Origin of the sequence: Paraburkholderia sp. JHI2823 (assembly GCF_038900695.1) — a bacterium.
Taxonomy (GTDB): Bacteria; Pseudomonadota; Gammaproteobacteria; order Burkholderiales; family Burkholderiaceae; genus Paraburkholderia; species Paraburkholderia mimosarum.
In genome coordinates this window covers 73129-93885 of the sequence record NZ_JAYMRY010000031.1, presented here as the reverse complement: position 1 = coordinate 93885, position 20757 = coordinate 73129, and the positions used below count along the sequence as shown (strand labels likewise).

The 20757-nt window shown below is 61.4% G+C and carries 34 protein-coding genes and 1 pseudogene; 33 read left to right on the top strand and 2 right to left on the bottom strand.

The features are described from left to right. The 32 genes and pseudogenes from VSR34_RS27500 to dsbD form a co-directional block, all read left to right on the top strand. A pseudogene (locus tag VSR34_RS27500) lies at positions 1–127 on the top strand (elongation factor Tu); the annotation flags it as partial. Positions 128–298: 171 nt separating this feature from the next. Next, on the top strand, positions 299–610 hold the full coding sequence (gene rpsJ, locus VSR34_RS27495; RefSeq protein ID WP_017777154.1) for a 30S ribosomal protein S10: 312 nt from the start codon (positions 299–301) through the stop codon (positions 608–610). Between the two features lie 221 nt (positions 611–831). Continuing rightward, on the top strand, positions 832–1491 hold the full coding sequence (gene rplC, locus VSR34_RS27490) for a 50S ribosomal protein L3 (RefSeq protein ID WP_028213351.1): 660 nt from the start codon (positions 832–834) through the stop codon (positions 1489–1491). After that, positions 1491–2111: a 50S ribosomal protein L4 gene (gene rplD / locus VSR34_RS27485; protein WP_028213350.1), complete on the top strand. Its 621-nt coding sequence runs from the start codon at positions 1491–1493 to the stop codon at positions 2109–2111. Before rplC ends, rplD begins: the two co-directional genes overlap by 1 nt. Next, positions 2108–2422: a 50S ribosomal protein L23 gene (gene rplW, locus VSR34_RS27480; protein WP_028206513.1), complete on the top strand. Its 315-nt coding sequence runs from the start codon at positions 2108–2110 to the stop codon at positions 2420–2422. Before rplD ends, rplW begins: the two co-directional genes overlap by 4 nt. A gap of 2 nt (positions 2423–2424) precedes the next feature. Continuing rightward, positions 2425–3252: a 50S ribosomal protein L2 gene (rplB, locus tag VSR34_RS27475; protein ID WP_028213349.1), complete on the top strand. Its 828-nt coding sequence runs from the start codon at positions 2425–2427 to the stop codon at positions 3250–3252. 10 nt (positions 3253–3262) lie between these two features. Continuing rightward, positions 3263–3538: a 30S ribosomal protein S19 gene (rpsS, locus tag VSR34_RS27470; protein ID WP_006998484.1), complete on the top strand. Its 276-nt coding sequence runs from the start codon at positions 3263–3265 to the stop codon at positions 3536–3538. Positions 3539–3550: 12 nt separating this feature from the next. Then, positions 3551–3880 carry a 50S ribosomal protein L22 gene (gene rplV / locus VSR34_RS27465; protein ID WP_004199272.1) on the top strand — a complete coding sequence of 110 codons (330 nt, stop codon included), beginning with the start codon at positions 3551–3553 and terminating at the stop codon, positions 3878–3880. An 11-nt stretch (positions 3881–3891) separates the two neighbouring features. Next, positions 3892–4686, top strand: a complete 795-nt coding sequence (gene rpsC, locus VSR34_RS27460) for a 30S ribosomal protein S3 (RefSeq protein ID WP_028213348.1) — start codon at positions 3892–3894, stop codon at positions 4684–4686. A gap of 2 nt (positions 4687–4688) precedes the next feature. Further along, complete coding sequence (rplP, locus tag VSR34_RS27455; protein WP_027797288.1) at positions 4689–5105, top strand: 50S ribosomal protein L16; 417 nt, start codon at positions 4689–4691, stop codon at positions 5103–5105. 10 nt (positions 5106–5115) lie between these two features. Beyond that, positions 5116–5310, top strand: a complete 195-nt coding sequence (gene rpmC, locus VSR34_RS27450; RefSeq protein ID WP_028213347.1) for a 50S ribosomal protein L29 — start codon at positions 5116–5118, stop codon at positions 5308–5310. Then, positions 5307–5579: a 30S ribosomal protein S17 gene (rpsQ, locus tag VSR34_RS27445; RefSeq protein ID WP_028213346.1), complete on the top strand. Its 273-nt coding sequence runs from the start codon at positions 5307–5309 to the stop codon at positions 5577–5579. Before rpmC ends, rpsQ begins: the two co-directional genes overlap by 4 nt. 346 nt (positions 5580–5925) lie before the next feature. Continuing rightward, the gene (rplN, locus tag VSR34_RS27440) at positions 5926–6294 is read left to right on the top strand and encodes a 50S ribosomal protein L14 (protein ID WP_028213345.1); all 369 of its coding nucleotides are present in this window, start codon (positions 5926–5928) and stop codon (positions 6292–6294) included. 9 nt (positions 6295–6303) lie between these two features. Next, positions 6304–6612, top strand: a complete 309-nt coding sequence (gene rplX, locus VSR34_RS27435; protein ID WP_028213344.1) for a 50S ribosomal protein L24 — start codon at positions 6304–6306, stop codon at positions 6610–6612. A gap of 16 nt (positions 6613–6628) precedes the next feature. Further along, entirely contained in the window at positions 6629–7168 is a 540-nt protein-coding gene (rplE, locus tag VSR34_RS27430; protein WP_028213343.1) for a 50S ribosomal protein L5, read from the top strand. A 7-nt stretch (positions 7169–7175) separates the two neighbouring features. Continuing rightward, positions 7176–7481 carry a 30S ribosomal protein S14 gene (gene rpsN / locus VSR34_RS27425; protein WP_028213342.1) on the top strand — a complete coding sequence of 102 codons (306 nt, stop codon included), beginning with the start codon at positions 7176–7178 and terminating at the stop codon, positions 7479–7481. A gap of 14 nt (positions 7482–7495) precedes the next feature. Beyond that, on the top strand, positions 7496–7891 hold the full coding sequence (rpsH, locus tag VSR34_RS27420) for a 30S ribosomal protein S8 (RefSeq protein ID WP_027819345.1): 396 nt from the start codon (positions 7496–7498) through the stop codon (positions 7889–7891). Between the two features lie 18 nt (positions 7892–7909). Further along, the gene (gene rplF, locus VSR34_RS27415; protein ID WP_028213341.1) at positions 7910–8440 is read left to right on the top strand and encodes a 50S ribosomal protein L6; all 531 of its coding nucleotides are present in this window, start codon (positions 7910–7912) and stop codon (positions 8438–8440) included. 12 nt (positions 8441–8452) lie between these two features. Next, on the top strand, positions 8453–8818 hold the full coding sequence (gene rplR, locus VSR34_RS27410; protein ID WP_028213340.1) for a 50S ribosomal protein L18: 366 nt from the start codon (positions 8453–8455) through the stop codon (positions 8816–8818). A gap of 14 nt (positions 8819–8832) precedes the next feature. Next, complete coding sequence (gene rpsE / locus VSR34_RS27405) at positions 8833–9351, top strand: 30S ribosomal protein S5 (protein ID WP_028206522.1); 519 nt, start codon at positions 8833–8835, stop codon at positions 9349–9351. 11 nt (positions 9352–9362) lie between these two features. Continuing rightward, positions 9363–9545, top strand: coding sequence for a 50S ribosomal protein L30 (gene rpmD, locus VSR34_RS27400; protein ID WP_010106952.1), 183 nt, complete (start codon positions 9363–9365; stop codon positions 9543–9545). A 34-nt stretch (positions 9546–9579) separates the two neighbouring features. After that, complete coding sequence (gene rplO, locus VSR34_RS27395; RefSeq protein WP_028213339.1) at positions 9580–10014, top strand: 50S ribosomal protein L15; 435 nt, start codon at positions 9580–9582, stop codon at positions 10012–10014. Between the two features lie 59 nt (positions 10015–10073). Then, complete coding sequence (gene secY / locus VSR34_RS27390; RefSeq protein WP_028213338.1) at positions 10074–11420, top strand: preprotein translocase subunit SecY; 1347 nt, start codon at positions 10074–10076, stop codon at positions 11418–11420. An 8-nt stretch (positions 11421–11428) separates the two neighbouring features. Then, positions 11429–11647, top strand: a complete 219-nt coding sequence (gene infA / locus VSR34_RS27385; RefSeq protein ID WP_004521905.1) for a translation initiation factor IF-1 — start codon at positions 11429–11431, stop codon at positions 11645–11647. Between the two features lie 21 nt (positions 11648–11668). Continuing rightward, positions 11669–11785: a 50S ribosomal protein L36 gene (rpmJ, locus tag VSR34_RS27380; RefSeq protein WP_027819338.1), complete on the top strand. Its 117-nt coding sequence runs from the start codon at positions 11669–11671 to the stop codon at positions 11783–11785. Between the two features lie 35 nt (positions 11786–11820). Next, entirely contained in the window at positions 11821–12186 is a 366-nt protein-coding gene (gene rpsM / locus VSR34_RS27375; RefSeq protein ID WP_028213337.1) for a 30S ribosomal protein S13, read from the top strand. Positions 12187–12214: 28 nt separating this feature from the next. Continuing rightward, positions 12215–12619 (top strand): 30S ribosomal protein S11, encoded by a 405-nt coding sequence (gene rpsK / locus VSR34_RS27370; RefSeq protein WP_006052224.1) that lies wholly within the window; start codon positions 12215–12217, stop codon positions 12617–12619. A 164-nt stretch (positions 12620–12783) separates the two neighbouring features. Further along, positions 12784–13407 (top strand): 30S ribosomal protein S4, encoded by a 624-nt coding sequence (gene rpsD / locus VSR34_RS27365; RefSeq protein WP_028213336.1) that lies wholly within the window; start codon positions 12784–12786, stop codon positions 13405–13407. A 124-nt stretch (positions 13408–13531) separates the two neighbouring features. Beyond that, complete coding sequence (gene rpoA, locus VSR34_RS27360) at positions 13532–14509, top strand: DNA-directed RNA polymerase subunit alpha (RefSeq protein ID WP_028213335.1); 978 nt, start codon at positions 13532–13534, stop codon at positions 14507–14509. Between the two features lie 139 nt (positions 14510–14648). Beyond that, a complete protein-coding gene (gene rplQ, locus VSR34_RS27355) occupies positions 14649–15041 on the top strand; it encodes a 50S ribosomal protein L17 (RefSeq protein WP_027797304.1) in 393 nt (130 codons plus the stop codon). A 250-nt stretch (positions 15042–15291) separates the two neighbouring features. Next, a complete protein-coding gene (gene cutA / locus VSR34_RS27350) occupies positions 15292–15603 on the top strand; it encodes a divalent-cation tolerance protein CutA (RefSeq protein ID WP_342964064.1) in 312 nt (103 codons plus the stop codon). After that, entirely contained in the window at positions 15596–17563 is a 1968-nt protein-coding gene (gene dsbD, locus VSR34_RS27345; RefSeq protein WP_342964063.1) for a protein-disulfide reductase DsbD, read from the top strand. The genes cutA and dsbD overlap by 8 nt, the downstream gene beginning before the upstream one ends. 109 nt (positions 17564–17672) lie before the next feature. Here dsbD and hemB read toward each other — a convergent pair whose 3' ends face one another. Then, positions 17673–18671: a porphobilinogen synthase gene (gene hemB / locus VSR34_RS27340; protein ID WP_028213332.1), complete on the bottom strand. Its 999-nt coding sequence runs from the start codon at positions 18669–18671 to the stop codon at positions 17673–17675. A 399-nt stretch (positions 18672–19070) separates the two neighbouring features. Continuing rightward, positions 19071–19730, bottom strand: coding sequence for a ribosome biogenesis GTP-binding protein YihA/YsxC (gene yihA / locus VSR34_RS27335; RefSeq protein WP_028213331.1), 660 nt, complete (start codon positions 19728–19730; stop codon positions 19071–19073). Between the two features lie 237 nt (positions 19731–19967). Between yihA and VSR34_RS27330 the strand changes: the two genes are divergently transcribed. Then, the gene (locus tag VSR34_RS27330) at positions 19968–20642 is read left to right on the top strand and encodes a c-type cytochrome (RefSeq protein ID WP_342964062.1); all 675 of its coding nucleotides are present in this window, start codon (positions 19968–19970) and stop codon (positions 20640–20642) included. The last annotated feature ends 115 nt before the right edge of the window (positions 20643–20757 follow it).

The following is a 20757-nucleotide window of genomic DNA, read 5'->3' as shown; positions in this document are numbered from 1 at the left end:
GGGCGACAACGTGTCGATCACGGTGAAGCTGATCGCTCCGATCGCGATGGAAGAAGGTCTGCGCTTCGCAATCCGCGAAGGTGGCCGTACCGTCGGCGCCGGTGTCGTCGCCAAGATCATCGAGTAAAATCGCTGGTTCGCTGTAAGCAGTAGAAGTTGATGTATGGGACGGGAGCAGGCGCTAAAGCGCCAACTCCCGCCCACAGATCTACGCTGCGGCTCTCCGCCGCAGAGCAGATCTACGCTCTTTATCTAGTCTGGCGGCGCAAGTCCGCCTCGCTCTTTTCAAGGAATCGTCATGCAGAACCAAAAAATCCGTATCCGTCTGAAGGCTTTCGACTACCGTCTGATCGACCAGTCGGCTGCTGAAATCGTCGATACGGCGAAGCGCACGGGCGCCATCGTCCGCGGTCCGGTGCCGCTGCCGACGCGTATCCAGCGTTTCGACATCCTGCGTTCGCCGCACGTCAACAAGACGTCGCGCGACCAGCTCGAAATTCGCACCCACCTGCGCCTGATGGACATCGTCGATCCGACGGACAAGACCGTCGACGCACTGATGAAGCTGGACCTCCCGGCTGGCGTGGACGTCGAAATCAAGCTGCAGTAAGGGCCTCGAGCGCTGCCTGGCGCAGTCTGGATAGTCTGACAGCGCTAAGTCTTTGATTGCTTGCGGAAAACGAGAAAGGACGTTATACTTGACGTCTTTTCGCGCATTTGCGCAAAAAATCGGTGTGTCCCTTTCAGGTTTCTTTATCAAAAGCGCCCCGAAAGCACGCCGGTACTTTGTAAATTAGCCCCGACCAATCGCAGTCGGGAATGGAGAAAACGATGAGCCTTGGACTCGTAGGTCGCAAGGTTGGCATGACCCGTATCTTCACGGCCGAAGGGGATTCGATTCCCGTGACCGTGCTGGACGTGTCCGACAACCGCGTGACGCAGATCAAGACTGTTGAAACCGACGGCTACACGGCCGTTCAGGTTGCGTTCGGTACGCGCCGTGCATCGCGCGTGACGAAGCCGCTCGCAGGTCATCTCGCCAAAGCCGGCGTTCAAGCCGGTGAAATCCTCAAGGAATTCCAGATCGACGCCGCCAAGGCTGCCGAGCTGTCCGCTGGCGCCGTGATCGGTGTGGATCTCTTCGCAGAAGGCCAGAAGGTCGACGTGCAAGGCACCTCGATCGGTAAGGGCTACGCCGGTACCATCAAGCGTTACAACTTCAGTTCGGGTCGTGCTTCGCACGGCAACTCGCGCTCGCACAACGTGCCGGGCTCGATCGGTATGGCGCAGGATCCGGGTCGCGTGTTCCCGGGCAAGCGCATGACCGGTCACATGGGTGACGAAACCGTGACGGTGCAGAACCTCGAAATCGCCCGTATCGACGCAGAGCGCAAGCTGCTGCTCGTGAAGGGTGCCGTGCCGGGTGCAAAGGGCGGCAAGGTTTTCGTGACGCCGGCTGTCAAGGCCCGTGCCAAGAAAGGAGCGCAATAATGGAACTGAAGCTCCTGAACGCTAATGGTCAGGAAGGCGCAGCAGTCAACGCGTCGGACGTCGTGTTCGGCCGTGACTACAACGAAGCGCTGATTCACCAGATCGTTGTCGCCTATCAGGCGAACGCGCGCAGCGGCAACCGCGCGCAGAAGGACCGCGAGCAGGTCAAGCACACCACCAAGAAGCCGTGGCGTCAGAAGGGTACGGGCCGCGCTCGTGCCGGTATGTCGTCGAGCCCGCTGTGGCGTGGCGGTGGTCGCATCTTCCCGAATTCGCCGGAAGAAAACTTCTCGCACAAGGTCAACAAGAAGATGCATCGCGCAGGCCTCTGCTCGATCTTCTCGCAGCTGGCCCGCGAAGGCCGCATCTCGGTCGTGGAAGAGCTCTCGCTCGAAGCGCCGAAGACGAAGCTGCTGGCCGAAAAGTTCAAGGCCATGGGTCTCGAATCCGTGCTGGTCATCACCGACACGGTCGACGAGAACCTGTATCTCGCGTCGCGCAACCTGCCCCACGTGGCAGTCGTTGAGCCGCGTTTTGCCGACCCGCTCTCGCTGATCTACTTCAAGAAGATCCTGATCACGAAGGCAGCGGTCGCCCAGATCGAGGAGTTGCTGTCATGAGCGAGATTCGCAAGAACGATCATCGTTTGATGCAGGTCCTGCTCGCACCGGTGATCTCCGAAAAGGCGACGCTGGTTGCGGAGAAGAACGAGCAAGTCGTCTTCGAAGTCGCGCCGGACGCGAACAAGCAGGAAGTCAAGGCTGCTGTCGAGCTGCTGTTCAAGGTGGAAGTCGAGTCCGTCAACGTGCTGGTCCAGAAGGGCAAAGCCAAGCGCTTTGGCCGCTTCAACGGCAAGCGCAAGGACGTGAAGAAGGCGTATGTCTGCCTGAAGCCCGGCCAGGAAATCAACTTTGAAGCGGAGGCCAAGTAATCATGGCAATCGTGAAAGTTAAGCCGACCTCGCCGGGTCGCCGCGCGATGGTCAAGATCGTGCACAAGGATCTGCACAAGGGCGCGCCGTATGCACCGCTGCTCGAAAAGCAATCCTCGAAGGCCGGTCGTAACAACAACGGTCACATCACGACGCGTCACCAGGGTGGCGGTCACAAGCAGCACTACCGTGTGATCGATTTCCGTCGTACGAAGGATGGCATCCCCGCGAAGGTGGAGCGTCTCGAGTATGACCCGAACCGTAGCGCGAACATTGCGCTGGTTCTTTACGCAGACGGCGAGCGCCGCTACATCATCGCGCCGAAGGGCGTGACGGTCGGCACGCAGCTGATGTCGGGTTCGGAAGCGCCGATCCGTGCAGGCAACACGCTGCCGATCCGCAACATTCCGGTCGGTACGACGATCCACTGCATCGAAATGCTGCCGGGCAAGGGCGCGCAAATGGCGCGTTCGGCTGGCACGTCGGCAATGCTGCTGGCACGTGAAGGCGTCTACGCGCAGGTTCGTCTGCGTTCGGGCGAAATCCGCCGCGTGCACGTTGAATGCCGCGCGACGATCGGTGAAGTCGGCAACGAAGAGCACAGCCTCCGTCAAATCGGCAAGGCTGGCGCGAACCGCTGGCGCGGTATCCGCCCGACGGTCCGTGGCGTTGCAATGAACCCGGTCGACCACCCGCACGGTGGTGGCGAAGGCAAGACTGCGGCTGGTCGCGACCCGGTGAGCCCGTGGGGCACGCCGACGAAGGGCTATCGCACCCGCAGCAACAAGCGCACGACGAGCATGATCGTCCAGCGCCGTCACAAGCGTTAAGGAGTAGGCAATGGCACGTTCTATCAAGAAAGGTCCGTTCTGCGACGCCCATTTGCTGAAGAAGGTTGAGGCGGCTGCAGCATCGCGTGACAAGAAACCGATCAAGACCTGGTCGCGTCGCTCGACGATCCTGCCGGATTTCATCGGCCTGACGATCGCCGTGCACAACGGCCGTCAACACGTTCCGGTGTATGTCACGGAAAACATGGTCGGCCACAAGCTTGGCGAGTTCGCACTGACCCGTACGTTCAAGGGTCACGCGGCCGACAAGAAGGCCAAGAAATAAGGGGCAATCAAGATGGAAGTGAAGGCAATTCATCGCGGTGCCCGCATCTCGGCGCAGAAAACGCGCCTTGTGGCTGACCAGATCCGCGGTCTGCCGGTCGACAAGGCACTGAACGTTCTGACGTTCTCGCCGAAGAAAGCGGCTGGCATCGTGAAAAAGGTTGTGCTCTCGGCGATCGCAAACGCGGAACACAACGAAGGTGCTGACATCGACGAGCTCAAGATCAAGAGCATCTACGTCGACAAGGCAGCTTCGCTGAAGCGTTTCACCGCGCGCGCAAAGGGCCGTGGCAACCGCATCGAGAAGCAATCCTGTCACATCACTGTGACGGTCGGGAATTAAGGAGCCATACGATGGGACAGAAAATTCATCCGACTGGCTTCCGTTTGGCCGTCAGCCGCAATTGGGCTTCGCGTTGGTACGCGAACAACAACAATTTCGCGGCGATGTTGAAGGAAGACATCGGTGTTCGTGAATACCTGAAGAAGAAGCTGAAGAACGCTTCGGTGGGCCGTGTTGTGATCGAGCGTCCGGCAAAGAACGCTCGCATCACGATTTACAGCTCGCGTCCGGGTGTGGTGATCGGCAAGAAGGGCGAGGACATCGAACTCCTCAAGGCCGAACTGCAAAAGCGCATGGGCGTTCCGGTTCACGTCAACATCGAAGAAATTCGCAAGCCGGAAACCGACGCGCAGCTGATCGCCGACTCGATCACGCAGCAGCTCGAGCGCCGCATCATGTTCCGTCGCGCAATGAAGCGCGCGATGCAGAACGCGATGCGTCTGGGTGCCCAGGGCATCAAGATCATGAGCGCCGGCCGTCTGAACGGTATCGAAATCGCGCGTACCGAATGGTACCGCGAAGGTCGAGTGCCGCTTCACACGCTGCGTGCCGACATCGACTACGCAACCTCGGAAGCGAAGACGACGTACGGCATCATCGGCGTGAAGGTTTGGGTCTACAAGGGCGACACGCTCGGCCGCAACGACGCACCGGTGGTGGAAGAAGTCGCCGAAGAAAAGCGTCCGCGCCGCAACGCGCGCCCGGGCGATCGTCGTCCGCGTCGTGATGGTGAAGGCGCACCGGGTGCCCGTCGGGGCGCACCGCGCCGTGGCGCCGCCGGCGGTGACGGCAAGAGTGGAGAATAACGATGCTGCAACCGAAACGCAGGAAGTACCGCAAAGAGCAGAAGGGTCGTAACACCGGCGTCGCCACGCGCGGCAACGCAGTTTCGTTCGGTGAATACGGTCTGAAGGCTATCGGTCGTGGTCGCCTGACCGCGCGTCAGATTGAAGCAGCGCGTCGTGCAATGACGCGTCACATCAAGCGTGGCGGCCGCATCTGGATCCGTATCTTCCCGGACAAGCCGATCTCGCAAAAGCCGGCGGAAGTGCGTATGGGTAACGGTAAGGGTAACCCGGAGTACTACGTCGCCGAGATTCAGCCGGGCAAGATGCTGTATGAAATGGATGGTGTGTCCGAAGAACTGGCCCGTGAAGCCTTCCGTCTGGCTGCAGCCAAGCTGCCGCTGAAGACGGTCTTCATGGTTCGCCAGCTCGGCGCCTAAGGAGTGATTGATGAAGGCATCCGAACTTCTTCAGAAAGACAAGGTCGCGCTCGATAAAGAGCTGTCGGACCTCTTGAAGGCGCAATTCGGCCTGCGCATGCAACTCGCGACCCAGCAGCTCACGAACACGAGCCAGCTGAAGAAGGTCCGTCGCGATATCGCGCGTGTGCGGACCGTCCTGACTCAGAAGGCGAACCAGAAATGAACGAAAGCGTGAAAACCTCGCTTAAGCGGACGCTGGTCGGCAAGGTCGTCAGCAACAAGATGGACAAGACGGTCACCGTCCTGGTCGAGCGCCGCGTCAAGCACCCGATCTACGGCAAGTACGTCGTGCAGTCGAAGAAGTACCACGCTCACGACGAGTCGAACACGTACAACGAGGGTGACCTCGTCGAAATCCAGGAAACCCGTCCCGTCTCGAAGACGAAGGCCTGGACCGTGTCGAAGCTGATCGAAGCAGCACGCGTCATCTAATCAGTGACGCAACATCCCGGGGGTAACTCCCCGGGATGCAGAAGTAATTGAAATCGCTAAAGATTTCGCTTGCGAGACCAAGATTATAGAGTTATAGTCTTGGTCTTCCCTCTTTATGGGCTTGCTGTTGGCAAAGCGGCAGGCGGAAATAGGTGGGGAAGCAGATCCGGGCGCCAGTCCGGGTTAGCAAGATTCACCGGAATGCGATGGCCGGTTTCGTTTGCCGTCGCTGCTGTTCTTACCCAAGCAGCTGAGCGGTCGTTCTAGTGGCGGCGCGGCTGACGGGACCAAGACTGACCGGATGTGCCATGGTGGTGCAACCGGATTAAGTTGGGAAAGATAAACCATGATCCAGACCGAAACTCGGCTTGAAGTAGCCGACAACACGGGTGCGCGTGAAGTCATGTGCATCAAGGTGCTCGGCGGCTCGAAGCGTCGTTATGCCAGCATTGGCGACATCATCAAGGTGAGCGTCAAGGAAGCAACGCCGCGTGGGCGCGTGAAAAAGGGCGAAATCTACAACGCTGTTGTAGTTCGCACCGCGAAGGGCGTGCGCCGTCAAGACGGCTCGCTGATCAAGTTCGATGGCAACGCCGCCGTGCTTTTGAATACCAAGCTTGAGCCGATCGGCACCCGCATTTTCGGGCCGGTTACGCGTGAGCTGCGTAGCGAACGATTCATGAAGATCGTTTCGCTGGCGCCGGAAGTGCTGTAAGGAGTCGCGATGAACAAGATTCGCAAGGGTGACGAAGTCATCATCATCACCGGCAAAGACAAGGGCAAGCGCGGCGTCGTGCTGGCCATTGGCGAAGAGCGCGTGACCGTCGAAGGCATCAACATTGCCAAGAAGCATGTGAAGCCGAACCCGATGAAGGGTACGACGGGTGGCGTGGAAGCCAAGGCAATGCCGCTGGCTATCTCGAACGTCGCACTGGTCGACGCGAACGGCAAGCCGTCACGCGTGGGCATCAAGGTCGAAGGGGACAAGAAGGTTCGTTTCCTGAAGACGACCGGTGCTGTCCTGAGCGCCTGACGCTGCGGAGTAAAAAATGGCACGTTTGCAAGAATTTTATAAAGAGAAGGTCGTTCCCGGCCTGATCGAGAAGTTCGGTTACAAGTCGGTCATGGAAGTGCCGCGCCTCACCAAGATCACCCTGAACATGGGTGTCGGTGAAGCCGTCGCTGACAAGAAGGTCCTCGAGCACGCCGTTGGCGACCTCACGAAGATCGCCGGCCAGAAGCCCGTTATCACGAAGTCGCGCAAGGCAATCGCCGGCTTCAAGATCCGCGAAGGCTACCCGATCGGCACGATGGTCACGCTGCGTGGCAATGCCATGTACGAATTCCTCGACCGTTTCGTGACGGTTGCGCTGCCCCGTGTGCGCGACTTCCGTGGCGTGTCGGGCAAGGCGTTCGACGGCCGTGGTAACTACAACATCGGTGTGAAAGAGCAGATCATTTTCCCCGAAATCGACTACGACAAGATCGACGCGCTGCGTGGGCTGAACATCAGCATCACGACGACCGCGAAGACCGACGAAGAAGCGAAGGCACTGCTCGCCAGCTTCAAGTTCCCGTTCAGAAACTGAGGTTACCGTGGCTAAACTGGCACTGATCGAACGTGAAAAGAAGCGCGCTCGTCTGGCAGCGAAATTTGCGCCGAAGCGCGCAGCGCTGAAGGCGATCATCGACGACCAAAGCAAGTCGGAAGAAGAGCGTTACGCAGCTCGCCTCGAACTGCAACAACTGCCGCGCAACTCGAACCCGACCCGCAAGCGTAACCGCTGCGCGCTCACGGGTCGTCCGCGTGGCACGTTCCGCAAATTCGGTCTCGCACGTAACAAGATTCGTGAAATCGCGTTCCGTGGTGAGATCCCTGGCATCACCAAGGCGAGCTGGTAATAGGAGAAACATAAATGAGCATGAGTGATCCTATCGCCGATATGCTGACTCGCATCCGCAATGCGCAGATGGTCGAGAAGGTTTCGGTTGCTATGCCCTCGTCGAAAGTGAAGATTGCGATTGCGCAGGTTCTGAAGGACGAAGGTTATATCGATGACTTCGCGGTGAAAACCGAAGGTGCGAAGTCGGAATTGAACATCGCGTTGAAGTACTACGCTGGCCGTCCCGTTATCGAGCGCATCGAACGCGTCTCGAAGCCGGGTCTGCGCGTGTACCGCGGCCGCAACGACATCCCGCAGGTCATGAATGGCCTGGGCGTTGCGATCGTGTCGACGCCCAAGGGTGTGATGACGGACCGCAAGGCGCGCGCTACTGGCGTCGGCGGCGAAGTTATCTGCTACGTCGCTTAAGGCCTAAGGAGAAGAAACATGTCTCGAGTAGGTAAGAGCCCGGTCGCGCTGCAAGGCGCAGAAGCGACGCTCAGCGACGAGAAGATTACCGTCAAGGGCGCGCTGGGTACGATTTCGCAAGCTGCGAACCGCCTCGTGAAGGTGGTGAACGAAAACGGCACGCTCAAGTTTGAGCCGACCGACGACAGCCGCGAAGCCAATGCGATGTCGGGCACGATGCGCGCGATCGTCGCGAACATGGTGCAAGGCGTGACGAAGGGTTTTGAGCGCAAGCTGACGCTGGTTGGCGTTGGTTATCGTGCTCAAGCGCAAGGCGACAAGCTGAACCTGTCGCTGGGTTTCTCGCACCCCGTGGTGCACCAGATGCCGGAAGGCGTCAAGGCTGAAACCCCGTCGCAAACGGAAATCGTGATCAAGGGGATCGACAAGCAAAAAGTCGGCCAAACCGCTGCAGAAGTGCGCGGTTATCGCCCGCCTGAGCCCTACAAGGGCAAGGGTGTGCGTTACGCCGACGAGGTTGTGATCCTCAAAGAAACGAAGAAGAAGTAAGGGTGCGCAATCATGGATAAGACTCAATCTCGCCTGCGCCGCGCTCGTCAGACGCGTCTCAAGATCGCTGAGCTGCAGGTCGCCCGTCTGGCCGTGCATCGCACGAACACGCACATCTATGCGCAAGTGTTCTCGCCCTGCGGCACCAAGGTGCTGGTCAGCGCGTCGACGCTTGAAGCTGAAGTGCGTGCGCAACTGGCTGACCAGTCGGGCAAGGGCGGCAACGTCGCCGCTGCCTCGCTGATCGGCAAGCGTATCGCAGAAAAGGCTAAGGCCGCCGGCATCGAATCCGTCGCCTTTGACCGCTCGGGTTTCCGCTATCACGGCCGCGTCAAGGCGCTGGCTGATGCTGCGCGCGAAGCCGGGCTCAAGTTCTAAGGAAGGAATTCGTCATGGCAAAGATGCAAGCGAAAGTTCAGGCTGACGAACGCGACGACGGCCTTCGCGAAAAAATGATTTCGGTCAATCGCGTGACCAAGGTCGTGAAGGGTGGCCGTATTCTCGGCTTCGCCGCACTGACCGTGGTTGGCGACGGTGATGGCCGCGTCGGTATGGGCAAGGGCAAGTCGAAGGAAGTGCCGGTTGCTGTCCAGAAGGCGATGGAACAAGCTCGCCGCAACATGTTCAAGGTGCCCCTGAAGAACGGCACCCTGCAACACGAAGTGCACGGCAAGCACGGCGCATCGGTCGTCCTCCTCGCTCCGGCGAAGGCAGGTACGGGCGTGATCGCCGGCGGCCCGATGCGCGCAGTGTTCGACGTGATGGGCGTGCAGAACGTCGTGGCCAAGAGCCACGGTTCGACGAACCCGTACAACCTCGTTCGTGCCACGCTGGACGGCCTGCGCAAGCAGTCGACCCCGGCTGACATCGCGGCGAAGCGCGGCAAGTCCGTCGAAGACATTCTGGGCTAAGGGTGGGCACCATGTCTGAAAAAACTGTCAAGGTTCAGCTCGTCAAGAGCCTGATTGGGACCCGCGAAACGCACCGTGCCACCGTGCGCGGTCTCGGCCTGCGCCGCCTGAACTCGGTTTCCGAGCTGCAGGACACGCCGGCTGTGCGCGGCATGATCAACAAGGTCTCGTACCTCGTCAAGGTCATCGGTTAAAGCGCACGCGGACCAAAGACTCCAGGAGTTTGAAATGGAATTGAATAACCTGAAGCCGGCAGAAGGTTCGAAGCACGCCAAGCGTCGCGTCGGCCGCGGCATCGGCTCCGGCCTCGGCAAGACCGCTGGCCGTGGTCACAAGGGTCAGAAATCGCGTTCGGGCGGCTTCCACAAGGTCGGCTTCGAAGGCGGTCAAATGCCGCTGCAGCGTCGTCTGCCGAAGCGCGGCTTCACCTCGCTGACGAAGGAATTCGTCGGTGAAGTGCGCCTCGCCGATATCGAGAAGCTGCCGGTCGACGAAGTCGATCTGCTCGCTCTCAAGCAGGCAGGCCTCGTGGGCGAACTGACCAAAAGCGCGAAGATCATCGCTACCGGCGAAATCAAGCGCAAGGTCGTCGTGAAGGGTCTGGGTGCGACGAAGAACGCGCGTGCTGCGATTGAAGCAGCAGGCGGTTCTTTTGCCGAGTGATTGTGAGTGGTGCGTGCGGGCTTGCCCGCCGTCACTAGCATCTGCATCGGAGAAGCTACTTGGCTACTAGCCCGAGTCTCGCAAAAGCCGGTCGCAGCGCTCCGAAGTTCGGCGACCTGCGCCGGCGTGCAGTGTTCCTGCTGCTGGCGCTGGTCGTTTATCGGATCGGCGCGCACATTCCGGTTCCGGGTATCGATCCGGACCAACTGGCGAAGCTCTTCCAGAGCCAGTCGGGCGGCATCCTTGGCATGTTCAACATGTTCTCGGGTGGCGCGCTGTCGCGGTTCACGATCTTCGCGCTGGGTGTGATGCCGTATATCTCGGCGTCGATCATCCTGCAGCTGATGGCGATCGTCTCGCCGCAGCTCGAGGCGCTGAAGAAGGAAGGGCAGGCTGGACAACGCAAGATCACGCAGTACACGCGGATCTTCACGGTGGTGCTGGCGACGTTTCAGGCGTTCGGCATCGCGGTCGCGCTGGAAAACCAGCCCGGCCTCGTGATCGATCCGGGCATGGTGTTCCGCTTGACGACGGTCGTGACGCTCGTAACGGGCACGATGTTCCTGATGTGGCTCGGTGAGCAGATCACGGAACGCGGGCTTGGCAACGGTATCTCGATCATCATCTTCGGCGGGATCGCGGCGGGCTTCCCGAATGCGCTCGGTGGTCTCTTCGAACTGGTTCGCACCGGCTCGATGAGCATCATCTCGGCGATCATCGTGGTCGTGCTGATCGCAGCCGTGACGTACCTGGTCGTGTTCATCGAACGCGGCCAGCGCAAGATCCTCGTGAACTATGCGAAGCGCCAGGTCGGCAACAAGATTTACGGCGGGCAGTCGTCCCACCTGCCGCTCAAGCTGAACATGTCGGGCGTGATTCCGCCGATCTTTGCGTCGTCGATCATCCTGTTCCCGGCAACTATCCTGAACTGGTTCAGTTCGGGTTCGCGATCCGGCTGGTTCGCGGACACGCTGCACAACGTGGCCGAAGCCCTCAAGCCTGGCCAACCCGTGTACGTGTTGCTGTACGCGTTGGCGATCGTGTTCTTCTGCTTCTTCTACACCGCACTGGTGTTCAACAGCAGGGAAACGGCCGACAACCTGAAGAAGAGTGGCGCGTTCGTACCTGGCATCCGCCCGGGCGATCAGACGGCACGCTATATCGACCGCATCCTCACGCGTCTGACGCTGGCCGGTGCGATCTATATCGTGTTCGTTTGCTTGCTGCCGGAGTTTCTGGTGCTGCGCTGGAATGTGCCGTTTTATTTTGGTGGAACGTCGCTGCTGATCATTGTCGTCGTCACAATGGACTTCATGGCGCAGGTGCAGTCGTACGTAATGTCGCAACAATATGAATCGCTGCTCAAGAAGGCCAACTTCAAGGGCGGCGGCGTCCCGATGCGTTGAAAGGACCTATGGCCAAAGACGATGTAATCCAGATGCAAGGCGAGGTTATCGAAAACCTCCCCAACGCAACCTTCCGGGTGAAGCTGGAAAACGGCCATGTCGTTCTGGGACATATTTCCGGAAAGATGCGGATGCACTACATCCGCATTCTCCCGGGCGACAAGGTGACGGTTGAGTTGACGCCTTACGATCTGTCGCGTGCGCGGATCGTGTTCCGGGCGAAGTGATTTAGGAAAAAGGGTAATATCATGAAAGTGATGGCATCGGTAAAGCGCATTTGCCGCAACTGCAAAATCATCAAGCGCAACGGCGTCGTTCGCGTGATCTGCAGCTCGGACCCGCGCCACAAGCAGCGCCAAGGCTGATTAGCGCGCTTGCGCTTTTTGTTTGAGGAAAAACAATGGCTCGTATTGCAGGGGTTAACATCCCGAACCACCAGCACACCGAAATCGGCCTGACGGCAATTTTTGGTGTTGGCCGCACGCGTTCGCGCAACATCTGCGTGGCCGCCGGTGTGCCGTTCAACAAGAAGGTCAAGGACCTGAACGACGCGGATCTGGAAAAGCTGCGTGAGGAAGTGGGCAAGTTTGTCGTCGAAGGCGATCTGCGCCGTGAAGTGACGATGAACATCAAGCGCCTGATGGACCTCGGCTGCTACCGCGGCGTGCGCCATCGCAAGGGCTTGCCCCTGCGTGGCCAGCGTACGCGCACCAACGCACGTACGCGCAAGGGTCCGCGCCGCGCAGCACAGTCGCTGAAGAAGTAAGCGGAACTGAAAGTTACAGGAAAACGTAATGGCTAAGGCTTCGAACAACTCCGCGGCGCAACGCGTTCGCAAGAAGGTTAAGAAGAACGTCGCCGAGGGCGTGGTTCACGTTCACGCGTCGTTCAACAACACCATCATCACGATCACCGACCGTCAAGGCAACGCGCTTGCCTGGGCAACCTCGGGTGGCCAGGGCTTCAAGGGTTCGCGCAAGTCGACCCCGTTTGCAGCTCAGGTCGCAGCCGAGTCGGCTGGCCGCGTGGCGATGGAATACGGCGTGAAGAACCTCGAAGTGCGGATCAAGGGCCCTGGTCCTGGCCGCGAATCGGCGGTGCGCGCGCTGCATGGTCTTGGCATCAAGATCACCGCGATCTCCGACGTGACGCCGGTCCCGCACAACGGCTGCCGTCCGCCGAAGCGCCGCCGTATCTAAGGCGTCGCTTTTGGCCGAACGCCTGAGCCGCCGGAAACGGCGACCCAGGCTCTCGGCGTTATTGAATTGACTAAGCCCACCGTTCGGTCCAAAGGGCCGGACTAGCGCGAACCGCGTGTTTTTCGTTTCAGGTTTCGCGTGATCAATTATCGAAGGAAAGCAACGTGGCACGTTATATCGGCCCGAAGGCCAAGCTGTCCCGCCGTGAAGGCACCGACCTCTTCCTGAAGAGCGCACGCCGCTCGCTCGCCGACAAGTGCAAGCTCGACAGCAAGCCGGGTCAGCACGGCCGCACCTCGGGCGCCCGTACGTCCGACTACGGCACGCAGCTTCGCGAAAAGCAGAAAGTGAAGCGCATCTACGGCGTGCTCGAGCGCCAGTTCCGCCGCTACTTCGCGGAAGCGGACCGTCTCAAGGGCAACACCGGCGAAAACCTGCTGCAACTGCTCGAATCGCGTCTCGACAACGTCGTGTACCGCATGGGCTTCGCATCGACCCGCGCTGAAGCGCGTCAGCTCGTGAGCCACAAGGCTCTCACGCTGAACGGCGTCGTCGCGAACATCCCGTCGATGCAAGTGAAGGCTGGCGACATCGTCGCGATTCGCGAAAAGGCGAAGAAGCAGGCGCGTATCGTCGAAGCCCTCTCGCTCGCCGAGCAAGGTGGCATGCCGGGCTGGGTCGCGGTCGACGCGAAGAAGTTCGAAGGCACGTTCAAGGGCATGCCGGAGCGCAGCGACATCGCTGGCGACATCAACGAAAGCCTGATCGTCGAATTGTATTCGCGGTAATCGGATTGACGGCCGGGGTAACCTCTGTGCTTTGCGCAGGAGGCGGCCTCGGCCGTTTTTTTCAGGTTGTTGCCATCTCAGCCTTATCGGTGTAACGAGCCGAGGGTATTGAAAAGGAAAACCTATGCAAACCAGTTTGTTGAAACCCAAGATCATCGCTGTGGAATCGCTCGGCGAGAACCACGCGAAAGTGGTCATGGAGCCGTTCGAACGCGGTTATGGCCACACCTTGGGTAACGCGCTTCGGCGCGTGCTGCTGTCGTCGATGATCGGCTATGCGCCGACCGAAGTGACGATCGCAGGCGTCGTGCACGAATACTCGACGCTCGACGGTGTGCAAGAGGACGTGGTCAACCTGCTGCTGAACCTGAAGGGCGTGGTGTTCAAGCTGCATAACCGTGACGAAGTGACGGTTACGCTGCGCAAGGAAGGCGAAGGCGTGGTCACCGCCGGTGACATCGAGCTCTCGCACGACTGCGAAGTCATCAACCCGGAACACGTGGTTGCGCACCTGACGAAGGGCGGCAAGCTCGACGTGCAGATCAAGATCGAGAAGGGCCGCGGCTATGTGCCCGGCAACGTGCGCCGTTACGGCGACGAGTCGGCGAAGATCATCGGCCGCATCGTCCTCGACGCGTCGTTCTCGCCGGTTCGCCGCGTGAGCTACGCCGTGGAAAGCGCGCGTGTCGAACAGCGTACCGACCTCGACAAGCTCGTGATGAACATCGAAACCAACGGCGTGATTTCGCCTGAGGAAGCGATCCGCCAGTCGGCGCGCATCCTCGTGGATCAGCTGTCGGTGTTCGCGGCACTGGAAGGCACGGAAGCGGCGGCGGAAGCCCCGTCGCGCGCACCGCAGATCGATCCGATCCTGCTGCGTCCGGTGGACGATCTCGAACTCACGGTTCGCTCGGCGAACTGCCTGAAGGCCGAGAACATCTACTACATCGGCGACCTGATCCAGCGCACCGAGAACGAGCTGCTCAAGACCCCGAACCTGGGTCGCAAGTCGCTCAACGAGATCAAGGAAGTGCTCGCTTCGCGCGGTCTCACGCTCGGCATGAAGCTCGAAAACTGGCCGCCGGCCGGTCTGGACAAGTAAGAAGTCTGGCACGGACGCGGATTTTCCTTTAAAATCCGCGTCTTGCCTTTTTCACGTACCGGCCCGTGCTTCGGCGAAGTGTTAAACCCGTCGAAGCGATAGAAGAGCTGGACCAAAACTTTGTTTCAAGGAAATTGAAATGCGTCACCGTCATGGTCTGCGGAAACTGAACCGCACGAGCAGCCACCGTCTGGCAATGCTCCGTAACATGTCCAACTCGCTCATCGAGCACGAAGTCATCAAGACGACGCTGCCGAAGGCGAAGGAACTCCGCAAGGTCGTCGAGCCCCTCATCACGCTCGGCAAGAAGCCCTCGCTGGCAAACCGTCGTCTGGCGTTCAACCGCCTGCGCGATCGTGACTCGGTCACGAAGCTGTTCGACGTGCTCGGTCCGCGTTTCGCGAACCGTCCGGGCGGCTACCTGCGTATCCTGAAGTTCGGTTTCCGTGTTGGCGACAACGCACCGATGGCTCTGGTCGAACTGCTCGACCGTCCGGAAGTCGCGGAAGAGAACGTCCAGGAAGCGGAATAAGCTTTCAGTCGCGCGGTCCCCGGATCGAGCGGCGTGCAAAAAAGCCAGGCCTAGCCTGGCTTTTTTGTTTTTGGGCGCGGATTAAAGCGTGTGGAATCGCGTTTACCGGTCGCAGTCCCCTTTTGCCGCACGGTGCGCGAGAGAAGCCGGTCGGCACCGATGGTACGATTACCTTCTGCCTCGAAGCCCGCGGTCGCCGTTGCGCGCGGGCGCCACGCCGGAGTTCGCCGTGACCCTCTATGTGACCCTCATGCTGACCACGGTGCCCGACGAGGGCACGGCCGAAAGGCTGACCTCAGGGGCGCTGGCGCAGCGTCTTGCCGCCTGCGCGACGCGTCTCGGCGCCGTGCACTCGCAGTACCACTGGCAGGGCAGCATCGAGTCGGGCGACGAGATCCAGCTGCTCTTCAAGACGAGCCTGGCCCGCGCGGCCGAGCTCGAACAGTTCATCCAGACCCAGCATCCATATGAGACGCCCGAGATCCTCTCGTGGCAAGCCACGGCGTCGAACGCCTACGGCCAATGGGTCAATGCCGAGACTCAGCGCCCCCTTCATGTCTAACCGCTTCGATGGGCGCTCGCGCGCCGCGCCGTTCGCCTCGCTGTCCGGCTTCCTCGTACTCGTTTGCTGTCTGCTGCCGATGCTGTTCGGCGCGTCGCTCGCGCGTGCAGCCGACGATGACTTCCTGCCGCCCGACCAGGCCTTCACCTTCAGCGCGAGCGAAGCGCCGGGCACCGTGGACGTGCACTTCAAGATCGCTGACGGGTACTACATGTACCGCGAGCGCTTCGCCTTCGCCGTGCGCAACGGCACGGCGCAGCTGGGCGACGTGCAGATACCGCCCGGCCACGTGAAGTTCGATCAGACCTTCCAGAAGAATGTCGAAACCTATCGCGGCGAGTTGACGATCCGCGTGCCGGTCAAGTCGGCGAGCGGCGCGTTCGATCTCGCGGTGACGTCGCAGGGCTGCGCCGACGCGGGCGTCTGCTATCCGCCCGCAGAGCACGTGTATCACGTGAGCGGTGCCGCTTTGCAGGCCGCTACGGGCAGCCAGAACGCCACGCCGGACGCGGCGCGTTCGACGCCCGCACCCTTGCCGCAAACGCACGCTGCACTCGCAGCAGGCGATACCGGCGAGCCCTGGTATGAGCGCGCCACGAGTGCCGACTACGCGCAATCGCTGCTGCAAGGCGGCGGCTTCTTCGCCGTCGTCGGGCTGTACTTCGTGGCCGGCATGGTGTTGAGCCTCTTGCCCTGCTCGTACCCGATGATCCCGATCCTCTCGGCGATCATCGTGGGCGAGGGTGCCCGCGTGACGCGCGCACGCGGCTTCGCGCTTTCGTTCGTCTACGTGCTCGGCATGGCGCTCGTCTACACGGTGCTGGGCATTGCCGCTGCGCTGGTCGGCCAGAGCCTTGGCGCATGGCTGCAGAATCCATGGGTGCTCGGCGTGTTCGCGGTGCTCCTCGCGGCGTTCGCCGTCATGTTGATCGCGGGTTACGACGTCGCGCTGCCGCAGCGCTGGCAGGACGGCGCTTCGCGCGCCACGCAGGGCCGATCCGGCGGCAAATTCGCCGCGGTCGCCGCCATGGGCGCGCTGTCCGCGCTCGTGGTGGGCGCTTGCATGACCGCGCCGCTCTTCGCGGTGCTGGCCTTCATCGCACACACGGGCAACGCCGTACTGGGCGGTGCGGCGCTCTTCGCGATGGGCCTCGGCCTCGGCGTTCCGCTGATGATCCTTGGCCTCGGCGCGGGTTCGCTGCTGCCTCGCGCGGGCGCGTGGATGGACGGCGTGAAGTTGTTCTTCGGCGTCGTGCTGCTGGCCGCTGCGCTATGGATCGTCTGGCCGGTGCTCGGCGCGGCCGCGCAGATGCTGCTCGCCGCGCTCTGGTTGCTGCTCGCGGCGGCCGCGCTCGGCCTCTTTACGCCGAACGCAGGCGCGTCGAACGTCTGGCGGCGCCTCGGGCGCGGCCTTGGCGCGGCGTTCGCCATCTGGGCCGCGACGCTGATCGTGGGGCTCGCGGCGGGCTCGACCGATCCGCTGCGCCCGCTTGCCGTGCTCGCCGCGCGCGTGGGTGGTGTGAGCGACGGCGCCGCGGCAGGCGCAGTGCAAGCCGCCGGCGGGAGGGACACGAGTGCGCTGGTCTTCGCGCCAGTGCGCTCCCCGGCGCAACTCGACGCGGCGCTCAGCACGGCGGGCAAGCCGTCGATGCTCGACTTCTACGCCGACTGGTGCGTGAGTTGCAAGGAGATGGAGAAGTTCACGTTCAGCGACCCGCGAGTGCAGGCGCGCCTCGCGCAACTCGGTCTATTTCGCGCGGACGTGACCGCCAACAATCCCGACGACCAGGCCCTGCTCAAACGCTTCGGACTCTTCGGACCACCAGGCATTATCTTCTTCGATACGCAGGGCCACGAAGTGCTGCGCGTCGTCGGTTACGAGAACGCTGACCGCTTCCTTGCGCGGCTCGATCGCGTGGCGGCGCACGCAGAGCAAACGCCGGCAACGCCATCGACCTGATCACCGGTGCCCAGCGCGCGATAGATCGCATGGCCAGCGAAAAAACAAAAGGCACGTCCGGAGACGTGCCTTTTGTTCATGCGACCGATGCCCTGGTGAGCGAGCCCCCTTACTTCTGCGCGCGCAGCAAGCGCGCAGCGTCGAGCGCGAAGTACGTGAGGATGCCATCGGCGCCGGCGCGCTTGAATGCGAGCAGCGATTCCATCATCACCTTGTCGTGGTCGAGCCAGCCGTTCTGCGCGGCTGCCTTGAGCATGGCGTACTCGCCGCTCACCTGGTACACGTAGGTCGGGAAGCGGAATTCGTCCTTCACGCGGCGCACGATGTCGAGGTAGGGCATGCCCGGCTTCACCATGACCATGTCGGCGCCTTCCTCGATATCGAGGCGCACTTCGCGCAGTGCTTCGTCGGAGTTCGACGGGTCCATCTGGTAGGTCATCTTGTTGCCCTTGCCCAGATTCGACGCGGAGCCCACGGCGTCGCGGAACGGTCCGTAGAACGCCGAAGCATATTTGGCCGAGTAGGCCATGATGCGCGTATGGATGTGGTTCTCGCTTTCGAGCATTTCGCGGATCGCGCCGATCCGCCCGTCCATCATGTCCGAAGGCGCGACGATATCGACGCCCGCCTCGGCCTGCGCCCGCGCCTGCGCCACGAGGATCTCGATGGTCTCGTCGTTGATGACGTAGCCGTTTTCGTCGAGCACGCCATCCTGGCCGTGGCTCGTGTACGGGTCGAGCGCGACGTCGCAAAGCACGCCGAGGTCGGGGAAGCGCTTCTTCAGTTCACGCACGGCGCGCGGAATGACGCCATCGGGGTTCGTCGCCTCGACGCCATCGGGCGTCTTGAGCGCCGGATCGACAGCGGGGAAGAGCGAGAGCACGGGAATGCCGAGTTCGACGCACTGCTCGGCGACGCCCATCAGCAAGTCGATCGACACGCGCTCGACGCCTGGCATCGACGGCACGGCTTCGCGCATGTTTTCGCCTGCGATGACGAATACGGGGTAGATCAGGTCGTTCGTGGTGAGGAGGTTTTCGCGCATCAGACGGCGCGAGAAATCGTCACGTCGCATGCGGCGCGGACGATGATGCGGGTAGAAGCTCATGTCGTCGGATATCTTGAACGGGAGGGGGCGTCCGGAGGTGCAGAAGACTTTTCAGGACAATGGTATATCATACCGATCGAGTGAAGCGCCTGGCGCCGAGCTCCCCGCTTCTCCTCCCTGAGCGGGTGCCTGTCGTTTTTCGATAAGGCTGTTTAACCCGCCGGAAATTACGGCGGGTTTTTTTATGTGGGCCTGAACAGCCGTTGCGGGGCACCGCTTCTGATACGGGAAAGCGCGCTGGCGGTTCCAGTCCGAGCGGCCCCTGAGCGAGAGGCACACACTGCGCGTCGAAGGTCAGGCGGCCGTCCCGAAATATCAGACGAAAGCGAGTGAAAAGGCCAGCAGAAAGGCGTGTAGACGGCGCCGATGGCCTGGGTGAAACGACAGCGCCGCGCGGCGTTATTCCGCCGCCGGGGTAACCTCGCCGGCCGATGCCTGCGGCACGATCCAGCTCTCGATTACCGCGTGTGCTTCGTCCAGTCCGACCCGCTTGAGTGCCGAAAAGAGCTGGGCGCTCAGCTTCCCTTCATAGCCTTGCTTGCGGTATTCGTCGAACGCCTTGTTCGTCGTGCGCAGCGCGACCACGCTTTCCTGACGCGTCAATTTGTCGCACTTCGTCAGGAGTGCGTGGATCGGTTTGCCAGTCGGCGCAAACCATTCGACCATGCGACGGTCGAGTTCGGTGAGCGGACGGCGCGCGTCCATCATCAGCACGAGCCCCGAAAGCTGCGCGCGCGTTTGCAGATAGAGCGAGAGCAGTTGCTCCCAGTGTGCCTTGGCGGCCGCCGGCACTTCGGCATAGCCGTAGCCGGGGAGATCGACGAGATAGCCTGCCGGCTCATCGGCGGGGCCCACCGCGAAGTAGTTGATGTGCTGGGTGCGGCCCGGCGTCTTCGAGGCGAAGGCGAGCCGCTTCTGGTTACACATCAGATTGATGGCGGTGGATTTGCCGGCATTCGAACGGCCGGCGAACGCCACCTCGGGGCGCGCCGTGGCGGGCAGATCGCGCAGGTGGTTCACGGTCGTGAAGAAGCGGGCTTGATGCAGCAGGAAGGCCATCGGAAAAGGACCACAATGTGAGACAACGCGGCGGGCGGCCCGCCGGGCCCGGAAGCGCCCGGGAGGAATCTGGCATATCGGGGGCGGGCCCGACTGGCGCGGTGGCGCCTTGCGCGCTATTGTACAATGCGATGGTTTACTGAATACCAGTGAGGCCAGCGCGGGCCTTTCGAGGTAGATCGGTCGCTGTCGTCCATTGCAGAACCTGATTCCCACAAGACGAAACAAGGTGCGCGAATGAATCGACTGGGCAAGTCCTTGAAGGTGTTCGAGAGTGCGATAGCGGCAGGTCTTACAGCAGGTCTATTCATCATGTCGGGGCAGGCTAACGCGGCGGACCAGGCAACGCCGGCCAAGCCCGACATCGCGCGGGGGCAAGCCATCGCCGCGCAGGTGTGCGCGGCCTGCCACGCGGCAGACGGCAACAGCGCCGGCGGCGCGTACCCCAAGCTTGCCGGCCAGCACGCCGAGTATCTCGTCAAGCAACTCAAGGACTTCAAGGCCCAGCCCGGCGGCAAGCCGGCCGCGCGCGCGAATCCCATCATGGCCGGCTTCGCGGCTGCGCTGTCAGACCAGGATATGATCAACGTTGCAGCCTGGTTCGCTTCCCAGACACCCAAGCCCGGCTACGCGCATGACGCGAAGACCGTGCCGTTCGGCCAGGCGATCTGGCGCGGCGGCATCGCCGACAAGGGTGTGCCCGCCTGCGCGGCGTGCCACGGACCCACGGGGCAGGGTATTCCGATCCAGTATCCGCGCCTGTCTGGCCAGTGGTCGGAATATGTCGTGGCGCAACTCAACGCTTTCCAGCAGGGCACGCGCAACAACAACGATCCGATGCGTGCGATCGCGCACCGGCTCTCGGATGACGAGATCAAGGCCGTCGCCGACTACGCTGCTGGTCTGCACTGAAGTTCTGTATTGAGGTAATGAGCTTGCCGCGCGGTTGATTGTGCTTGACTGTGCAGCCGGCCGAAAAACAAGAAAAGGGTGAGGGCGTCGTCACACTGGCGGCGCGCCTGCACCC

What these genes read in the sequence shown, in the direction of transcription:
- infA (WP_004521905.1), top strand. Translation starts at nt 11,429, where the DNA reads ATGGCCAAAGACGATGTAATCCAGATGCAAGGCGAGGTTATCGAAAAC.
- rpsS (WP_006998484.1), top strand. Translation starts at nt 3,263, where the DNA reads ATGGCACGTTCTATCAAGAAAGGTCCGTTCTGCGACGCCCATTTGCTG.
- hemB (WP_028213332.1), bottom strand. Translation starts at nt 18,671, where the DNA reads ATGAGCTTCTACCCGCATCATCGTCCGCGCCGCATGCGACGTGACGAT.
- cutA (WP_342964064.1), top strand. Translation starts at nt 15,292, where the DNA reads ATGCTGACCACGGTGCCCGACGAGGGCACGGCCGAAAGGCTGACCTCA.
- rplN (WP_028213345.1), top strand. Translation starts at nt 5,926, where the DNA reads ATGATCCAGACCGAAACTCGGCTTGAAGTAGCCGACAACACGGGTGCG.
- rpsC (WP_028213348.1), top strand. Translation starts at nt 3,892, where the DNA reads ATGGGACAGAAAATTCATCCGACTGGCTTCCGTTTGGCCGTCAGCCGC.
- rpsH (WP_027819345.1), top strand. Translation starts at nt 7,496, where the DNA reads ATGAGCATGAGTGATCCTATCGCCGATATGCTGACTCGCATCCGCAAT.
- rpmC (WP_028213347.1), top strand. Translation starts at nt 5,116, where the DNA reads ATGAAGGCATCCGAACTTCTTCAGAAAGACAAGGTCGCGCTCGATAAA.
- rplW (WP_028206513.1), top strand. Translation starts at nt 2,108, where the DNA reads ATGAGCGAGATTCGCAAGAACGATCATCGTTTGATGCAGGTCCTGCTC.
- yihA (WP_028213331.1), bottom strand. Translation starts at nt 19,730, where the DNA reads ATGGCCTTCCTGCTGCATCAAGCCCGCTTCTTCACGACCGTGAACCAC.
- rplP (WP_027797288.1), top strand. Translation starts at nt 4,689, where the DNA reads ATGCTGCAACCGAAACGCAGGAAGTACCGCAAAGAGCAGAAGGGTCGT.
- rplB (WP_028213349.1), top strand. Translation starts at nt 2,425, where the DNA reads ATGGCAATCGTGAAAGTTAAGCCGACCTCGCCGGGTCGCCGCGCGATG.
- rplF (WP_028213341.1), top strand. Translation starts at nt 7,910, where the DNA reads ATGTCTCGAGTAGGTAAGAGCCCGGTCGCGCTGCAAGGCGCAGAAGCG.
- rplC (WP_028213351.1), top strand. Translation starts at nt 832, where the DNA reads ATGAGCCTTGGACTCGTAGGTCGCAAGGTTGGCATGACCCGTATCTTC.
- VSR34_RS27330 (WP_342964062.1), top strand. Translation starts at nt 19,968, where the DNA reads ATGAATCGACTGGGCAAGTCCTTGAAGGTGTTCGAGAGTGCGATAGCG.
- rplV (WP_004199272.1), top strand. Translation starts at nt 3,551, where the DNA reads ATGGAAGTGAAGGCAATTCATCGCGGTGCCCGCATCTCGGCGCAGAAA.
- rplQ (WP_027797304.1), top strand. Translation starts at nt 14,649, where the DNA reads ATGCGTCACCGTCATGGTCTGCGGAAACTGAACCGCACGAGCAGCCAC.
- rpsK (WP_006052224.1), top strand. Translation starts at nt 12,215, where the DNA reads ATGGCTAAGGCTTCGAACAACTCCGCGGCGCAACGCGTTCGCAAGAAG.
- rplD (WP_028213350.1), top strand. Translation starts at nt 1,491, where the DNA reads ATGGAACTGAAGCTCCTGAACGCTAATGGTCAGGAAGGCGCAGCAGTC.
- rplR (WP_028213340.1), top strand. Translation starts at nt 8,453, where the DNA reads ATGGATAAGACTCAATCTCGCCTGCGCCGCGCTCGTCAGACGCGTCTC.
- rplE (WP_028213343.1), top strand. Translation starts at nt 6,629, where the DNA reads ATGGCACGTTTGCAAGAATTTTATAAAGAGAAGGTCGTTCCCGGCCTG.
- rpmD (WP_010106952.1), top strand. Translation starts at nt 9,363, where the DNA reads ATGTCTGAAAAAACTGTCAAGGTTCAGCTCGTCAAGAGCCTGATTGGG.
- rplX (WP_028213344.1), top strand. Translation starts at nt 6,304, where the DNA reads ATGAACAAGATTCGCAAGGGTGACGAAGTCATCATCATCACCGGCAAA.
- rpoA (WP_028213335.1), top strand. Translation starts at nt 13,532, where the DNA reads ATGCAAACCAGTTTGTTGAAACCCAAGATCATCGCTGTGGAATCGCTC.
- rpsE (WP_028206522.1), top strand. Translation starts at nt 8,833, where the DNA reads ATGGCAAAGATGCAAGCGAAAGTTCAGGCTGACGAACGCGACGACGGC.
- dsbD (WP_342964063.1), top strand. Translation starts at nt 15,596, where the DNA reads ATGTCTAACCGCTTCGATGGGCGCTCGCGCGCCGCGCCGTTCGCCTCG.
- rpsJ (WP_017777154.1), top strand. Translation starts at nt 299, where the DNA reads ATGCAGAACCAAAAAATCCGTATCCGTCTGAAGGCTTTCGACTACCGT.
- rpsQ (WP_028213346.1), top strand. Translation starts at nt 5,307, where the DNA reads ATGAACGAAAGCGTGAAAACCTCGCTTAAGCGGACGCTGGTCGGCAAG.
- rpsM (WP_028213337.1), top strand. Translation starts at nt 11,821, where the DNA reads ATGGCTCGTATTGCAGGGGTTAACATCCCGAACCACCAGCACACCGAA.
- rplO (WP_028213339.1), top strand. Translation starts at nt 9,580, where the DNA reads ATGGAATTGAATAACCTGAAGCCGGCAGAAGGTTCGAAGCACGCCAAG.
- rpmJ (WP_027819338.1), top strand. Translation starts at nt 11,669, where the DNA reads ATGAAAGTGATGGCATCGGTAAAGCGCATTTGCCGCAACTGCAAAATC.